Here is a 14,101-nt window from a genome sequence, read left to right as displayed (position 1 = left end):
CTCTATTAAATCATTGATCATGCATTTTTTCAACGAATTTTTTGAATTTATCAACCATTTTGTTCATTCTGTCTCTTCCACTGTCACCTTGACCCGCTGTTCGAGCGGCTGGATGACCGCTGACATATCCAAATCGGCAAGGCCTGCGGCGACCGCTTCGGCAAACGCTTCTTCCGCCTGCATGCCGAGGCGGCGGCCAAGGCCGATCTCGTCCATCAACTCGTTCGCCAGGCGCACGTCCTTGTGCACATACTTCACCGCCCCGCCAGGAGTGAATTGACGCGGCAGCACGAACTGCTCCATATGGCGGCGCAGCATCCGGCTGTCTCCGTAGCTTTCTTTTAACAGCCGATACAGCTTCCCGGCATCAAGCCCATAAGCGACGCCAGCGACCATCGCTTCCGCCGCGGCGACGGAATGGACAGCAACCAAGTACTGATTGATCACTTTCGCCGCGCTGCCGGCGCCGCTTTCCCCTAAATATTCGACCGTTTTTCCCAACGCCTGAAGCAGTGGGCGCACCTGCTCCCATGCTTCTTTCGCTCCGCCGACCATGATTGTCAGCGCCCCTTGCTCCGCCCCTTCCGGACCGCCGCTTACTGGCGCATCCAAATAGGCGACGCCGCGCTCACCGGCGCGCCGGGCGACAAATCGGCTTGTTTTCGGGCCGACGGTCGTAAAATCAAGACAAATCGTCCCAGGCCGGGCCACGCTGAGGACGCCGCCTTCACCTGTATACACTTCGATGACATCATCCGGCATCGATAAACACGTGCAAATGATATCCGCCTCACCGGCCAGTTCTGCTGCTGTCACAGCCGGCCGGGCGCCGCGTTCCACCAGCGGTGCCGCTTTTTCCGGCGTGCGGTTGTACACCGTGACATTGAATCCCGCTTCAAGCAGCCGCTTCGCCATGCGCGATCCCATCACGCCCAATCCGATAAAGCCGACGCGCATCATCGTCCGCCTCCCCCTTTCATTCCGCGGTATTCCTCATGCCAGGCAAAACTTTCGCTGCTTTTCCCTGATGGAATGTACTCAAGTCCAATCGCTCCATTGTAGCCTTGCTCTTGCAAAAATGCGAAAATCTCGCGATACGGAAGCGCTCCCGTCCCCGGCTCATGCCGCCCGGGGGCATCGGCAAATTGCACATGGTCAATCAATGGTTCATAGGCCGCAAACGTCGCTGTCACATCGCGCCCAAGCCGCGCCATATGGTAGATGTCGTATTGCACTTTCACATTTGCCCTGCCAAGAGCGCGAATGATGGCCACGGCTTCATCAATATCCGTTAAAAAGTAGCCCGGCATATCGAACGGATTGATCGGTTCAATCGTCAGCGTCAAACCGTGGACGCCGAGCGCAGCGGCCGCCTCATCCAAACGGCGCATGTATATTTCTTTCGCCCGTTCCCGCGGCAAATCGGCCGGAACCACTCCAGCCATGCAATGAAGACGCGGCGCGCCAAGCGCGAGCGCATAGCGCACCCCTTCCTCAAGCGCACGGCGGAAATCGTCATGACGGCCGGGAAGAATCGCCAGTCCGCGCTCCCCCTTTTCCCAATCGCCGGCCGGCAAGTTGATCGTAACGAGCGACAGCCCGTATTCCTCCAGTTCAGCGGCAACCGCCTCAGGCGCCGCAGCGTACGGAAACTGGCACTCAACGTGCGAAAACCCGTGCTGCTTCGCCTTGGCAAACCGGGCAAGAAACGGCGCTTCCGTGAAAATCGTCGAAACATTGACGGCAAACTTCATCATGAGGCCCCTTTCTTCTCCATTTCTTTCTTTTATTCGCCCCACCATTTGCCGATTCCTGCCTCACCGCGTTTCACCTTTCATGCCGTAAAAAAACAGCCGCACCATTTCGACTTGCCGCTTTGATCTGTGCCATCGTCATAGAAAAAGGGCTGCTCCTTTTGGCAGCCCTTTTTGGCACTCAATCCTCATCGCTGGCGAAAAAACGCAAAATGTAGACAAACAAATTGATGAAATCAAGGTAAATATTGACGACAATCATCGGGATATCCGCTTCCGTAAAGCCGTAGCGGGCCAAACGGTTGATGTCGTAAATCGTAAAGCCAAGGAAAATCAAAATCCCCAAAGCAGCGATGCCCATTTGCCCGACGCTGGAAAATGGAATGAACCATTGGATGATCAGCAAGCCAAGAAGCGCAAACGCGCCAAGCATCAAAAACCCGCCGAGGAACGAAAAATCTTCTTTCGTTCTCGCCGCGTAAATGGCAACGCCGGAAAACGAGACGACGGCCAGCGCAAACGCTTTGAACACCGCCGCTGCGCCGATGACGGACAAGTAATAGCCGATGAGCGGATAGAGCGTCGCCCCCGAGACAAACATAAACGCAAACATGAGCGGATAGCCGACCGCTTTTTTGCTGCGGGCGAAGATCATCACCAAAAGCAAAATGAGTTCCAAGCCATAGAGCGGCAAGTACATCCCGGCCGGCACCCATTGCCCGGCATACAGCCCTGCGGTCGCAACAGCCAGCGCCGCTAAAAAGGAAACCGCCAACTTCGCCACCGGGCTGTGCGGACGATAAACGGTCGAATGGTTCATGGCAACCCCCTCCTTTTTCTTTCTAGTTTAGCATATATTTGTTTCTTGTCACAGCCCTTTCTTTTGGATTGACGCAGACGGCATGACCCATCGTTCAATCGATCGAAACCAGCGGGCGGCAAACCATTTTTTCAGCACCGGCGGAACGACAAGCAAAATGAAAAAAATGCGGAACATTTGATAACTTGTCACAACAGCAAGATCGGCATGCGCTTCCCGCGCCAAAATCCCCATTTGATCCATACCCCCGGCGCCAAAGCGATGAACGCTGTCAGCAACATCACCGGCAATTGCCAGCCCATCTCCACAAGCGTTCCTGCCGTCATCGATGGAGGAATTCGAAATGGTTCATGAAATCCGTCACTGTTTTTATCATTCCGACCATGACGCAGCGCTGCGCTCGTTCGATCTGCCAAAAGAACAGCAACGATTCACCGCACTCCCCGCTGAGGCGCTCAATGCATGCGCCAAGGAACCAGAAAGAAAGCCGATTGTCATCCTTCATCAAGAACGACCGGTCGGTTTTTTTGTTCTCCACACCGGCAAACGATCAAACAAAAGCATTCCTCTTTGTTTTGCAGAGAGGAATGCTTCACTTCCCAATGAAAGGCAAGAAATCCTCGCTTTTTTCGTCGATCGACGTCCGCTTAATCGGCGAATAAATCGGATGACAAATACCGCTCGCCGGAATCGGGCGCCATGCAAAGGACGCGGGCGCCTTTCGGGAGCTGTTTTGCCACTTTGATGGCGTAATAAGCGCTCGCCGCCGCTGAGGCGCCGACCAAAATGCCTTCCTTGGCCGCCAGTTGGCGCGCCATTTGCTGGGCATCCTCATCTTTGATCAAAAAAATGTCATCGTAAATCGAGCGGTTTAAAATTTTCGGGATAAACCCCGGACCCGTGCCGGGAATTTTGTGAGGCCCCGGCTTCCCGCCCGACAACACCGGCGAACCGTACGGTTCAACGACGTAAATGCGCAAATTTGGGATGCGCTTTTTCAGTTCCTCCCCTGTTCCCGTCACCGTCCCGCCGGTGCCGGCGGTGAGCACGAACGCATCGAGCCGCCCATCAAACGCCTCGTAAATTTCCACCGCCGTTGTATGGCGATGCGCATCCGGATTGGCCGAATTTTCAAACTGCATCGGAATGAAGCTGTCAGGGATTTCGCCAGCCAGCCGGTTCGCTTCATCAATTGCCCCTTGCATCCGCTTCTCCGCCGGCGTCAAATAAACTTCGGCTCCGTACGCCTTTAAAATTTTCACCCGCTCCACCGTCGCATTGTCGGGCATCGTGATGATGCAGCGATACCCGCGGGCGGCGCACACCATGGCCAACCCGATGCCGGTGTTGCCGGACGTCGGTTCGATGATCGTGCTTTTTCCAGGCGTAATTTTCCCTTCCGCCTCTGCCCGGCGGATCATTTCCCAAGCCGGCCGATCTTTGACGCTGCCGCCTGGGTTGAACGATTCGAGTTTTATATATACGTCCGCTCCCTCCCGATCCGGGAGACGGTTGAGCTTCACGATCGGCGTGCCACCGATCAAATCTAAAATCGAGTCATACAATTTCACGATCGTCCCCAACCTTTTGCAAAATATTTGTTCGTCCCATTCATTATAAATGGTTTTTCCGTTTTTGTTCAAACCACCCGCCTTTTTCGCGGAAGGAAACTAGTTTTCTCGGATATGCAGCCATTTTCCCTCTGTTCTAGTTCGATGTTCCCAATTATAATAAAAATAATAAACGACAGAAAGCGAGGTGGCTTTGTTGGCATCTGCCGCACAGCAGCTTGTCACCCATTTGGAAACCCATTTGCCGGACTTCCTCGCCTATTGGCTGCAGCAAATGAAAATTGCCGACGATGACAAATATATCGACTGTGTCGAACAAAACGGCTTGGCGGTGTTCACCTTGGTCAAAGAGGCGCTGCTGCAGTCGTGGCCCGACGAGATGGTTGAACGGCTGGCGAACAAAATCGCCAAAGAACGGGCGGAGATGAACACCGGCATCGGCGCCCTTGTTTACAACGTAAACTTGGGACGGCGCCTGATCATCAACCATGCGTTGGCCGCACCGCTGCCCGTCGATGAGCTCGCCCCGCTCATTGACCATATAAACGAGTTGTTTGACCAGTTTTTGTTTCATGCGGTCACCAAATACAATGAGTTAAAAGAAAAGGAGCTGCATGAGAAAAATGCGCTCATTGCCAGATCGCATCAAGACCGGCTGACGCTGCTCGGACAAATGTCATCGAGTTTTGTCCATGAGTTTCGCAATCCGCTTACGGCTATTATTGGTTTTATTCAATTATTGAAGTTTGAGTATCCGCATCTTCCTTATTTAGACATTATCGACCATGAGTTGCAGCAGCTGAAATTTCGCATTTCGCAATTTTTGCATGCCTCACGCAAAGAAATTGTTGAAAGCGAAAAGGAAACGTTTTCGCTTTGCCAGCTGTTGGAGGAAATTATCGAGTTTTTATACGCCTCGATCGTCGACAGCGATGTCGACCTTTCGGTGGCGATCGATGAATCCATGCATATATTTGCCTATAAAGATCAGCTGCGCCATGTGCTGGTAAATATTTTGCTCAACTCGATCGAAGCGTTGAAAGAGAGGGAAAAACCGCGGCGGATCAACATCGCCGCCCGTTGCCAAGACGGAAGCACCATCATCGAAATCGCCAACAACGGTCCGCCCATTCCGGCCGACATTGTGGAAACGATTTTCGAGCCGTTTTTTACGACGAAAAAACTCGGAACCGGCATCGGGTTGTACATTTGCAAAAAAGTGATTGAAGACCATGGCGGAGATATCCGCTGTTCATCCGATGAAGACATGACGACGTTTTCCATCCGCCTGCCCGCATAACAAAGGGCGAAAATGGGCATGCTGGATGTAAAAAAGGATGATGTCGATGACACCGTCATGGAAACATTTGCTGGAACAGACGGCAGCCGCCATTCGCGAATGGCTTCAGCGGGAAAACCATTCGTTTGCCGAGCTGGCGGAGCTGATCCGCCATCATCCGGACACCGTCCGGTCCGAGCGCACTTGGCTCGGTTTGACGTACCGCTTTTACTCGCTGACACTGGCGGATGCGGCGCTGAGGATGGAAACAAAAGTCGCCCACAACGGGAACGAGCGCATTTTATCGTTGTCGCTTCACGCTCCGCGGACCAAAGCAGCCGTGTATCGTTCTTATGACGAAGAGAGCGACTTGTCCGATGTCGTCACCACCCCTCCGCTCGCGGAAAAAAACGCACCGTAACCGAACCGGTGCGGTTTTTTTAGCCTTTCATGCCCTGCAGCCATTCTTGGTAACATTCCGGACAAAGCGCTTCCTCGCGTTCTTCATCGTTCGCATGGAACGAGACGTAATGCACGTTGTCGTCGCACTCGCATTGGCAATAGAAACACGTTTCGTTCATCGATTGTCCCTCCTTGTCCGTTAGTGTGGACAATCCGAGGAACGTCATTGCAAGGAAAACATCCCCAAAAGCGATCAGCACGACGTGTGCGACAACAAATAGTCTAATGGCGAGCGACCCGCAGCTGAAATCGCTCATTCAACAAGACATGCAAAAAACAGAGCAGCACATCCGCGACTTGCAAAACTTATTATCGTAACGAACGGAGGAGGGACAACGATGCAGGCAACGATGACGCCGACCGGCGTATTCAATGATCAAATGATCGCCGCCGACTATCTCATTGGGGCGAAAAGTGCGATCAAAGCGTGCGCAATGGCCATTGCCGAAGCAACAACCCCGGAAGTGCGCAATACGCTGAAGCAACATTTAACATCTTTCCGAAAGAAGTCTCCCACTTCTAAACGAAGTGAAAGTGGGAGTTTCCTTGGCTAAAAGAAGTGGACAGCCTTGCGCTGGCAAACGCCCAATTGAATTTGCAGAAAGCATTTCAACACTTCTTTTCTGGCCGCGCTGGATTTCCCAAGTTCAAAAACCGCAAGGCGAAACAGTCGTACACCACAAATATGGTAAATGGCAACATCAAGCTTTCAGATGGCTATATCAAGCTGCCCAAACTGAAATGGATCAAGTTCAAGCAACACCGGGAGATTCCTGCCCACCATATCATCAAGTCTTGTACGATCACGAAAACCAAAACAGGAAAATACTATATTTCTATTCTCACAGAGTACGAACATCAACCTGCCCTAAAAGAAGTACAAACGGTTGTTGGGCTTGACTTTTCCATGAGTACGCTGTATGTCGATAGCGAGGGTAAGAGAGCCAATTATCCTCGATTCTATCGCAAAGCATTGGAAACATTAGCGAAAGAACAGCGTAAATTGTCTCGTAAAAAGAAAGGCTCGAATCGTTGGCACAAACAGCGTCTGAAAGTAGCGAAGCTGCATGAGAAAATTGCCAACCAGCGCAAGGACTTTCTGCATAAGGAGTCGCACAAATTAGCGAAACGGTATGATTGCGTGGTCATCGAAGACCTCAACATGAAAGGGATGTCACAAGCCCTCCATTTCGGTCAAGGCGTTCATGACAACGGCTGGGGCATGTTCACCACTTTCCTTCAGTACAAGCTGGCCGAACAGGGGAAGAAGCTGATCAAAATCGACAAATGGTTCCCCTCGTCCAAAACGTGTTCGTGCTGCGGTCGAGTCAAGGAGTCTCTATCGCTTTCTGAACGGACATTCCGCTGTGAATGTGGATTCGAGAGCGACAGGGACGTCAATGCGGCCATCAATATCAAACATGAGGGCATGAAACGATTGGCGATCGTCTAATTTGTCCTCGAACCGTGGGGCACACGGGGATCGCTCGGTCAACTTCCCATCATGAGATGGGATTACCCGAGAAGCCCCCACCTCTAAGCGAAGCGTAGGTGGTGGGAGTATGTCACATGACGCGATTGCGTTTCACGAGCAAATTAGCCAATACATGATCAACAAAGGATACTATCATCCGACCAACGTCCAAGAGCAGCTGCGCGTCGATATGCAAACGGCGCAGCAAGTGTTGCAATCAGCCGGCCGCTGAACGCACAAATGGGATTCGCCCGCTGCAAGGGGAATCCCATTTTTCATGATTTGCCCTCCATTCGCCCATCCTAACAACAAGGAGGTGAACAGCGTGAAACGCCGATACCGAATATGGGCCGCGACCAGCGCGGTTGTTGCTCTACTCGTTGCCGCAGCCGCCTTGGGGCGACCGGCTCTAGAAGAAAACGCCCCGGCTCCACCACGGCTGAAGCCGTTTGACGCCGAGGTCGCACCCACCCATCCAACCGTTGTCGCCTTAGACAGCTTAAGCGCAGGCGAACAGCTGAAACAGCAGTTGAACAAGCACCCGCGCATTCGGGAAATCCTCCATAATCGCCGCGGTGACCAAAGCCATTATTTCGCCAATGAGATCGTCGTCCGCTTTCGGGCATTGCCATCGGAAAGCCGTCTTCAACAAATGGAGGCAGCCATCGCCGGCCAGCTCATCAAGCAGGTCGACCACGTGTTTGTATTCCGTTCGCGCGGGCAAACGTACGAAGAGATGCGCCGCTATTTCCGATCCCTTCCGATGGTTGATTATTGCGAACCGCACTACATTTACATGCAAAATGAGTGGAACAAGCCGGCGCTGATCCCGAACGATTCGTTTTACGCCCGCTACCAATGGAATTTGCCGGCCATTCATACCGAAGCCGGCTGGACGTTGTCGCGCGGCAAACAAACCGTGCCTGTCGCCATCATTGACAGCGGGGTCGATTTGACCCATCCCGATTTAATCCGCCGCCTTGGTCCCGGATACAACGTATTGGCCGACGACCGCTCTCCGAATGACGAAAATGGCCATGGCACCCATGTCGCTGGCATTATCGCCTCACAGCCGAACAACGACGAAGGAGTCGCCGGCATAACATGGTTCAACCCGATCATGGCCGTCAAAGCATTAAATGCGGACGGCTATGGAACGAGCATCGACGTGGCGAAAGGCATCCGCTGGGCGGTCGACCACGGGGCAAAGGTCATCAATTTAAGCCTTGGCAACTACCAACCATCCTCGGTGCTTGAAGAGGCGATCCGCTACGCCGACGCCCATGATGTCGTCCTTGTCGCCGCCTCCGGCAATGACAGCACATCACAGCCGAGCTTTCCGGCCGCGTATCCGGAAGTGATCAGCGTCGGGGCCGTCGACCCGGATCTATCCTACGCTTTGTATTCCAATTATGGCGAGTACATCGATGTGGTGGCGCCCGGGACGAACATTGCCAGCACGTTTGCCGACCACCGGTACGCCGTCCTTTCCGGCACGTCGATGGCCGCGCCGCACGTCACCGCACTCGCCGCTTTGATCCGCTCCGTCAACCCGCGGCTTTCGAATGATGAAGTGCGCAGCATTATTTTGGAAAGCGCTGATGACTTAGGCGAGAGAGGAAAAGATCCGTATTATGGCTACGGACTTATCAACGTCTATCGTGCCCTCGAGCTGGCGAAACCGTGAACAAGCGCCCGCCTTCCATCTGGAACAGCCTGCATGCCGCCCGTTGCAACGGAATGACGCCATCTCAACGAAGCGTTGCAGGCTCGAACGCTCAAGTTCCATAACCGCCTCCCTTTCCGTCTTGATCATGACAGCGGACAGTCGGGGAATGGCCATGAAAAAACGGTGGGGACTGGATTACACCCCCATCGTTTTTTCGTGCGTCAACATCGTTGTCACCGCCCCGACAACCGTGACAACGACAAGCGAGTGGACAAACGGCACGGAGTCGATGATCAAGCTTCCAGCTGAAATGATGCACGCATCAATCACAAAAATAACGACCCCAACGTTCCAGTTCGTCAGCCGCGCGATAAACTGGGCGAGCAAGTCGGTGCCGCCCGTGCTTGTCTCCTCACGCAGCATCAACCCGATGCCTGCACCAACCAAGATTCCGCCGATCATGGCACTCCACAATGGATCGAGCGCCACCACGCCGCGCAACACCGACAATACGTCAATCATCCAAGAGGAAAACAAAAGACCGTGCAAACTGTTGTAAAAAAACGGGCGGTAGTAAAACCAAGCCGCCACGTAAAGCGGAACGCTCAAGACGATCATCGTCAATCCGGCTTGCACGTTCCAGACATATTTGGCGATCAATCCGAGCCCGATCATTCCCCCATCAAGCAAATGGTGAGGGACGAAAAAGACGTTGATGCCAACGCCAAGCAACAGGCTGCCGACGATCACCGCCGCCATTTTTTTGATCATCATGACTCCCCTCCGCCACCGGCTGATTGCAACGAACGAACGCACCTCCGTATATGTATATGGCGCTTGTCAGCAGAGCTTGTCTTTTTTTTGCGGCGAGAGAACAATGGACGACAAAGCAAAAAATAAGAGGCTAGGCTCTCGCCCAACCTCTTATTTTTGCGCTTTTGTCGCCTCGTCGTCGTCAATGATGCCCTTTGTCGCGTTTTTGAATTCACGCAGCGTTTTTCCAGCCGCTTGCCCTAACTCCGGCAGCTTTTTCGGCCCGAAAATGAGCAATGCGAAAAAGACGATGAGCGCAATTTCTCCAAACCCGATGTTCATATTGCTCACTCCAATGTTCAAGCGTCATTTCTTTCGTTATTATATCAGATTCGAATAAGGAGTGTCATCGGCTTTCTCTTGACAAAACAACGACAACTTGCCCGGCGCCTACATCTCTTCAAGCAGGCGCACCGGTACGTCTTGCTCGCGTTCCGGCTCATCTGCAAAATAAATGCGCGCCATTTCCCGCCCTTCATCGACGTGCTGAATGATCACCCGTTTTCCTTCATACGTCACCGGGACGATCTCCCCGGCCTCGGCGATCCGTTTCGCCCGCAGCAACTCCATTTCTTATTCGCCTCCTTTTGCACTGTCTTCCGCCTGCGCCCGCAAGCTTTTCCAAAACAATTCATCGTTGCAGACGATGGCGTTCAATTCCCCTTCGTCCCCTTTGGCGTTGATGATTTGCAATAACTGCGTCATATCGTCCGTTTCGCGGCGGTCGTTTTTCACCCAATCATCACCTTTCTTTGTCAAACTGTTGCATGGACAGCCGCTTTCCGGCATGTTTCTGCGGTTGACTCCCCCAAAAAGAAGAAGTATGATTCGAATTGATGTGTTAGAAAGGAGGAAACACTGTGAAGGAGCGGGACTATTATTTTGACAACGCGAAGTGTGCGTTGATGCTCCTTGTCGTGTTTGGCCACTTTCTGCGCCCGTACATTGACGGCGTCTTATGGGTGCACAGCTTGTATACGTGGATTTTCTTTTTCCATATGCCGGCGTTCATTTTCATTTCCGGCTATTTCGCCAAAAAGTTCTATGAACACGGCTACTTGCAAAAAATTACGAAAAAGCTGCTCATTCCGTACGTTCTGTTCCAGCTGCTGTACTCGGTCTACTACTTCTTCCTGTACGACAAACAGTCGTTGGAACTTGACTTGTTGACCCCGCATTGGAGCCTATGGTTTTTGCTCAGCCTGTTCAGCTGGAACGTGCTGCTGTTATGGTTCGGCCGGCTGCCGAAGCGGATCGCGCTGCCGATGGCGCTTCTTCTCGGCTTGGCCGGCGGGATGATGGAAGCGGAAAAATGGCTGAGCTTGTCAAGAACGCTCACGTTTTTCCCGTTCTTTTTGCTTGGATTTTTCTTTCAAAAGTCGGCGATCGAGCGCCTGTTTGCCGCCCCAGTGCGCCTCGTTTCGCTATTCGTGCTTGTTGGCATGTTTTTCGTCATCCATTTCGGGTTTCCGGATTTGCCGCAAGATTGGCTGTACGGCTCGAAATCGTACGATACGCTCGGCGTCTCGGAATCAGCCGGCATTGCGAGCCGCCTTGCCATTTATGGGGCGAGCCTGCTCATGATGTTTGGCTTTCTGTCGCTCATCCCGAGCCGGCGCTTCTCGTTTTCCGTGCTTGGGGCGCGCACGTTTTACATCTATATCTTGCACGGGTTTATTTTAAAATATTTGCACGAAACGCCGTTTACGGATTTTATTATGGATGTGCACGGCTATCCGCTTCTGCTCGCGCTGTCGGTCGCCGTTATGCTCGTTCTCGGCAGCCGGCCGGTCGTCCGGCTCGTGCGGCCGCTGCTTGAATGGCGGTGGCCGAGGTGGCGGCAGACGGCTTCATAAGACGCAAAAAGGGTGTCCTGCGAACAGGACACCCTTTTGTCTTGTCTGTTTGATGGTCACCGTTTCACACGGGCAGCCCGCACCGCCTCCAATAAACGAGAAGCGGCGGCTTTAGGCGACGGAGATGACGCGATGGCGCTGATGACCGACACCCCGTCCGCTCCGGCCTCCATCACCTCTCTTGCATTGTCAGCCGTAATGCCGCCGATGGCGACAATCGGAATCGTAATCCCCGCTTCGCGGAGGCGGCGAAGAATATCGGGGCCTTGCGCTTCGTTCGCATCATCCTTTGAGCGGGTTGGATAAATCGGGCCGACGCCGATGTAATCAGCCCCTGCCGCCATCGCCGCCATCGCTTCTTCGACGTTGTGGGCGGAAACGCCTAAAATTTTATCACCGATTTTCTCCCGCACGCGCCGCGCGTCTTCATCATCTTGGCCGACGTGGACACCGTCGGCATCGATGGCCATAGCCAGCTCGACGTCATCGTTGACGATAAACGGCACGCCATAAGTGCGGCAAAGACGCTGCAATCTTTGGGCGAGCGCCGCTTTGTCTTCTCCTTTGAAAGCGCCCGGTCCTTTTTCGCGAAATTGAAACAGCGTCACGCCGCCGTCAAGCGCTTCCTCGAGCACCTTCTCCGCCGGCTTCTCACTGTTTGGGGTTCCCATAATAAAGTACACCGCCAACCGCTCTTTCATTTCTTCGCTTGTGATGCGCGCCACCCGTCTCACTCCCCATATTGCCGATACGCCCAATGGTTCGTCGGCCCGTGGCCTTGGCCGATGCCGAGCGGATGGGCAATCGCCGATTGTACAAACGCCTTCGCCGTTGCCACAGCATCAGCGGGGTGGCGCCCTTTCGCCAGTTCAGCTGCAATCGCCGCCGCGAACGTACAACCGGTCCCGTGCGTATGGCGCGTGTCGATCCGCTTGCTTTTAAAATACGAAAATCCGTCTCCATTATACAGCAAATCGACCGTTTCCTCGCCGTCGTCATCATGGCCGCCTTTAATCACGACGTAGCGGGCGCCCATCCGGTGCAGACGGCGCGCCGCTTCGCGGCGGTCATCCATCGTGCGGATGGCCGTGCCGGTCAGCGCTTCCGCTTCCGGAATGTTCGGCGTAATGACAAGCGCCAGCGGCAACAGTTCTTCTTTCAGCGCCGCCACCGCCTCTTCTTGCAGCAACGGGGCGCCGCCTTTCGCGATCATCACCGGATCGACGACAAGCCGCTCCCAGCCGTGTTTTTTCACCTGTTCAGCCACCGTGCGGATGATATCGGCGCTAAAAAGCATGCCGGTTTTCACCGCATCGGCGCCTAAATCAGCGGCCACCGATTCGATCTGGGCGGCGACCGCCTCCGCCGACAGCGGAAAGACGCCTTGCACGCCAAGCGTATTTTGCGCCGTCACCGCTGTGATCGCTGACATGCCAAACACACCAAGCTCTTGAAACGTTTTGAGATCCGCTTGAATGCCGGCGCCGCCGCCGCTGTCCGAACCAGCAATCGTCAACGCTTTGAATACCATGTGGCTCCCCTCTCCTTTTACCGTTGTTCGACCTGTCCGTCACGCTTCACATCATCGGCGCTTGTGTGCGCCAACGCGTCTAGAAACAACGACTGAAAACGGCCCGGACTGCGCTCCCCAGCTTCTGCAGCCGCCCGCTCCGCCGCGACGCCATAATAGGCGAGCGCCGCCACCGCTGCCTTCACCATATCACGCTCAACAGCGGCAAACGCCCCAATCACCGACGTCAACAAACAGCCCGTCCCGGTCACTTTCGTCAACAGCGGGTGGCCGTTGTGAACCAAATACGTCGTATTTCCGTCCGTGACGACATCGTCCTTTCCGGTGATGATCACAACGGTGCCAAGCTTGGCCGCCGCCCGCTTCGCCAAAGCCGCGGCATCGCCGCTTCCTTCCCCGGCGTCGACGCCTTTAATCGCCCACGTCTCGCCGATCATATTGGCGATTTCCGCCGCATTGCCGCGGACCGCTGCAAGCTCCACCTGTTCGGCGATGCGGCGCGCCGTCTCCGTTCGATAGCGCGTGGCCCCGGCTCCGACCGGGTCGAACACCACCGGCACACCGGCTTCGTTCGCCGCCCGTCCGGCGATCAACATCGCCTCTACTTCCTCAGCGTTCAGCGTCCCGATGTTCAATACGAGCGCGCCGGCAAGCTTCGCCATCTCTGCCACTTCCTCTTTCGCATACGCCATCACCGGCGAAGCGCCAAGCGCCAGCAATCCGTTCGCCGTAAAATTCGTCACGACGACATTCGTCATATTGTGGACGAGCGGATTGGCCTCTCTCACCCGCTCGCGCAGTTCCGCCCATTCACGCCAATCGGCCATCGCTTATCCTCCCCTTTCTCGACAAACAGCCTTTGCCAGCCGGCG

17 protein-coding genes and 3 pseudogenes are annotated in these 14,101 nt (G+C 54.3%); 7 read left to right on the top strand and 13 right to left on the bottom strand.

Annotation, left to right across the window (positions count from 1 at the left end):
• Positions 1-63 precede the first annotated feature (63 nt).
• The 5 genes and pseudogenes from ACR1UW_RS09125 to cysK form a co-directional block, all read right to left on the bottom strand.
• Entirely contained in the window at positions 64-960 is an 897-nt protein-coding gene (locus ACR1UW_RS09125) for an NAD(P)-dependent oxidoreductase (RefSeq protein ID WP_095859299.1), read from the bottom strand.
• Positions 957-1,754 (bottom strand): hydroxypyruvate isomerase, encoded by a 798-nt coding sequence (hyi, locus tag ACR1UW_RS09120; RefSeq protein ID WP_498933000.1) that lies wholly within the window; start codon positions 1,752-1,754, stop codon positions 957-959. The genes ACR1UW_RS09125 and hyi overlap by 4 nt, the downstream gene beginning before the upstream one ends.
• Positions 1,755-1,935: 181 nt before the next feature.
• Positions 1,936-2,574 carry a Bax inhibitor-1/YccA family protein gene (locus tag ACR1UW_RS09115; protein ID WP_020755708.1) on the bottom strand — a complete coding sequence of 213 codons (639 nt, stop codon included), beginning with the start codon at positions 2,572-2,574 and terminating at the stop codon, positions 1,936-1,938.
• A gap of 48 nt (positions 2,575-2,622) precedes the next feature.
• Positions 2,623-2,858: pseudogene (locus ACR1UW_RS09110) on the bottom strand (AbrB family transcriptional regulator); the annotation flags it as partial.
• A 363-nt stretch (positions 2,859-3,221) separates the two neighbouring features.
• Positions 3,222-4,145: a cysteine synthase A gene (gene cysK, locus ACR1UW_RS09105; RefSeq protein WP_033009303.1), complete on the bottom strand. Its 924-nt coding sequence runs from the start codon at positions 4,143-4,145 to the stop codon at positions 3,222-3,224.
• A 196-nt stretch (positions 4,146-4,341) separates the two neighbouring features.
• Here cysK and ACR1UW_RS09100 point away from each other — a divergent pair, with 196 nt between their 5' ends.
• Positions 4,342-5,445: a histidine kinase N-terminal domain-containing protein gene (locus ACR1UW_RS09100; protein WP_498932997.1), complete on the top strand. Its 1,104-nt coding sequence runs from the start codon at positions 4,342-4,344 to the stop codon at positions 5,443-5,445.
• A gap of 46 nt (positions 5,446-5,491) precedes the next feature.
• Positions 5,492-5,845: a hypothetical protein gene (locus ACR1UW_RS09095; RefSeq protein WP_237420243.1), complete on the top strand. Its 354-nt coding sequence runs from the start codon at positions 5,492-5,494 to the stop codon at positions 5,843-5,845.
• A gap of 19 nt (positions 5,846-5,864) precedes the next feature.
• Here the strand turns inward: ACR1UW_RS09095 and ACR1UW_RS09090 are convergent, their stop codons facing one another.
• Entirely contained in the window at positions 5,865-6,005 is a 141-nt protein-coding gene (locus ACR1UW_RS09090; RefSeq protein WP_015374705.1) for a hypothetical protein, read from the bottom strand.
• A gap of 219 nt (positions 6,006-6,224) precedes the next feature.
• On the opposite strand from ACR1UW_RS09090, the gene ACR1UW_RS09085 reads away from it, so the two are divergent.
• The 4 genes and pseudogenes from ACR1UW_RS09085 (at position 6,225) to ACR1UW_RS09070 (ending at position 9,047) form a co-directional block, all read left to right on the top strand.
• Positions 6,225-6,440, top strand: coding sequence for a spore coat protein (locus ACR1UW_RS09085; protein ID WP_498932995.1), 216 nt, complete (start codon positions 6,225-6,227; stop codon positions 6,438-6,440).
• Positions 6,419-7,339: pseudogene (locus ACR1UW_RS09080) on the top strand (RNA-guided endonuclease InsQ/TnpB family protein); the annotation flags it as partial. The gene ACR1UW_RS09085 and the pseudogene ACR1UW_RS09080, both read left to right, overlap by 22 nt.
• Before the next feature lie 115 nt (positions 7,340-7,454).
• A pseudogene (locus ACR1UW_RS09075) lies at positions 7,455-7,592 on the top strand (spore coat protein); the annotation flags it as partial.
• Positions 7,593-7,685: 93 nt separating this feature from the next.
• The gene (locus tag ACR1UW_RS09070) at positions 7,686-9,047 is read left to right on the top strand and encodes a S8 family peptidase (RefSeq protein ID WP_498932993.1); all 1,362 of its coding nucleotides are present in this window, start codon (positions 7,686-7,688) and stop codon (positions 9,045-9,047) included.
• A 177-nt stretch (positions 9,048-9,224) separates the two neighbouring features.
• Here the strand turns inward: ACR1UW_RS09070 and ACR1UW_RS09065 are convergent, their stop codons facing one another.
• The 4 genes from ACR1UW_RS09065 to ACR1UW_RS09050 all read right to left on the bottom strand — a co-directional run bounded on the left by ACR1UW_RS09065 (position 9,225) and on the right by ACR1UW_RS09050 (position 10,577).
• On the bottom strand, positions 9,225-9,800 hold the full coding sequence (locus tag ACR1UW_RS09065) for a YitT family protein (protein WP_033009266.1): 576 nt from the start codon (positions 9,798-9,800) through the stop codon (positions 9,225-9,227).
• 153 nt (positions 9,801-9,953) lie between these two features.
• The gene (locus tag ACR1UW_RS09060; RefSeq protein WP_020959661.1) at positions 9,954-10,124 is read right to left on the bottom strand and encodes a twin-arginine translocase TatA/TatE family subunit; all 171 of its coding nucleotides are present in this window, start codon (positions 10,122-10,124) and stop codon (positions 9,954-9,956) included.
• A gap of 108 nt (positions 10,125-10,232) precedes the next feature.
• A complete protein-coding gene (locus ACR1UW_RS09055) occupies positions 10,233-10,412 on the bottom strand; it encodes an H-type small acid-soluble spore protein (RefSeq protein ID WP_033009267.1) in 180 nt (59 codons plus the stop codon).
• A 3-nt stretch (positions 10,413-10,415) separates the two neighbouring features.
• Positions 10,416-10,577, bottom strand: a complete 162-nt coding sequence (locus ACR1UW_RS09050) for a hypothetical protein (RefSeq protein ID WP_232722148.1) — start codon at positions 10,575-10,577, stop codon at positions 10,416-10,418.
• A gap of 125 nt (positions 10,578-10,702) precedes the next feature.
• Between ACR1UW_RS09050 and ACR1UW_RS09045 the strand changes: the two genes are divergently transcribed.
• Positions 10,703-11,698, top strand: coding sequence for an acyltransferase family protein (locus tag ACR1UW_RS09045; RefSeq protein ID WP_033009273.1), 996 nt, complete (start codon positions 10,703-10,705; stop codon positions 11,696-11,698).
• A gap of 56 nt (positions 11,699-11,754) precedes the next feature.
• Here ACR1UW_RS09045 and thiE read toward each other — a convergent pair whose 3' ends face one another.
• Genes thiE through thiM form a run of 3 tightly spaced genes read right to left on the bottom strand, consistent with a single transcriptional unit; the run spans position 11,755 to position 14,056 of the window.
• Positions 11,755-12,423, bottom strand: a complete 669-nt coding sequence (gene thiE, locus ACR1UW_RS09040; protein ID WP_498932990.1) for a thiamine phosphate synthase — start codon at positions 12,421-12,423, stop codon at positions 11,755-11,757.
• Positions 12,424-12,428: 5 nt separating this feature from the next.
• A complete protein-coding gene (gene thiD / locus ACR1UW_RS09035) occupies positions 12,429-13,229 on the bottom strand; it encodes a bifunctional hydroxymethylpyrimidine kinase/phosphomethylpyrimidine kinase (RefSeq protein ID WP_033009277.1) in 801 nt (266 codons plus the stop codon).
• A 17-nt stretch (positions 13,230-13,246) separates the two neighbouring features.
• Complete coding sequence (gene thiM, locus ACR1UW_RS09030; protein ID WP_033009279.1) at positions 13,247-14,056, bottom strand: hydroxyethylthiazole kinase; 810 nt, start codon at positions 14,054-14,056, stop codon at positions 13,247-13,249.
• Positions 14,057-14,101: the final 45 nt, after the last annotated feature.

Source organism: Geobacillus lituanicus, from assembly GCF_050994965.1.
GTDB classification, from domain to species: Bacteria; Bacillota; Bacilli; order Bacillales; family Anoxybacillaceae; genus Geobacillus; species Geobacillus stearothermophilus.
Note: the sequence above shows the minus strand (reverse complement) of the source record. Positions and strands in the feature narration are given on the sequence as shown.

Bases quoted from the DNA above. Each gene is read 5' to 3' on its own strand.
- ACR1UW_RS09125 (WP_095859299.1), bottom strand. From the start codon at position 960: ATGATGCGCGTCGGCTTTATCGGATTGGGCGTGATGGGATCGCGCATG.
- hyi (WP_498933000.1), bottom strand. From the start codon at position 1,754: ATGAAGTTTGCCGTCAATGTTTCGACGATTTTCACGGAAGCGCCGTTT.
- ACR1UW_RS09115 (WP_020755708.1), bottom strand. From the start codon at position 2,574: ATGAACCATTCGACCGTTTATCGTCCGCACAGCCCGGTGGCGAAGTTG.
- ACR1UW_RS09095 (WP_237420243.1), top strand. From the start codon at position 5,492: ATGACACCGTCATGGAAACATTTGCTGGAACAGACGGCAGCCGCCATT.
- ACR1UW_RS09090 (WP_015374705.1), bottom strand. From the start codon at position 6,005: ATGAACGAAACGTGTTTCTATTGCCAATGCGAGTGCGACGACAACGTG.
- ACR1UW_RS09085 (WP_498932995.1), top strand. From the start codon at position 6,225: ATGCAGGCAACGATGACGCCGACCGGCGTATTCAATGATCAAATGATC.
- ACR1UW_RS09065 (WP_033009266.1), bottom strand. From the start codon at position 9,800: ATGATCAAAAAAATGGCGGCGGTGATCGTCGGCAGCCTGTTGCTTGGC.
- ACR1UW_RS09060 (WP_020959661.1), bottom strand. From the start codon at position 10,124: ATGAACATCGGGTTTGGAGAAATTGCGCTCATCGTCTTTTTCGCATTG.
- ACR1UW_RS09055 (WP_033009267.1), bottom strand. From the start codon at position 10,412: ATGGAGTTGCTGCGGGCGAAACGGATCGCCGAGGCCGGGGAGATCGTC.
- thiD (WP_033009277.1), bottom strand. From the start codon at position 13,229: ATGGTATTCAAAGCGTTGACGATTGCTGGTTCGGACAGCGGCGGCGGC.
- thiM (WP_033009279.1), bottom strand. From the start codon at position 14,056: ATGGCCGATTGGCGTGAATGGGCGGAACTGCGCGAGCGGGTGAGAGAG.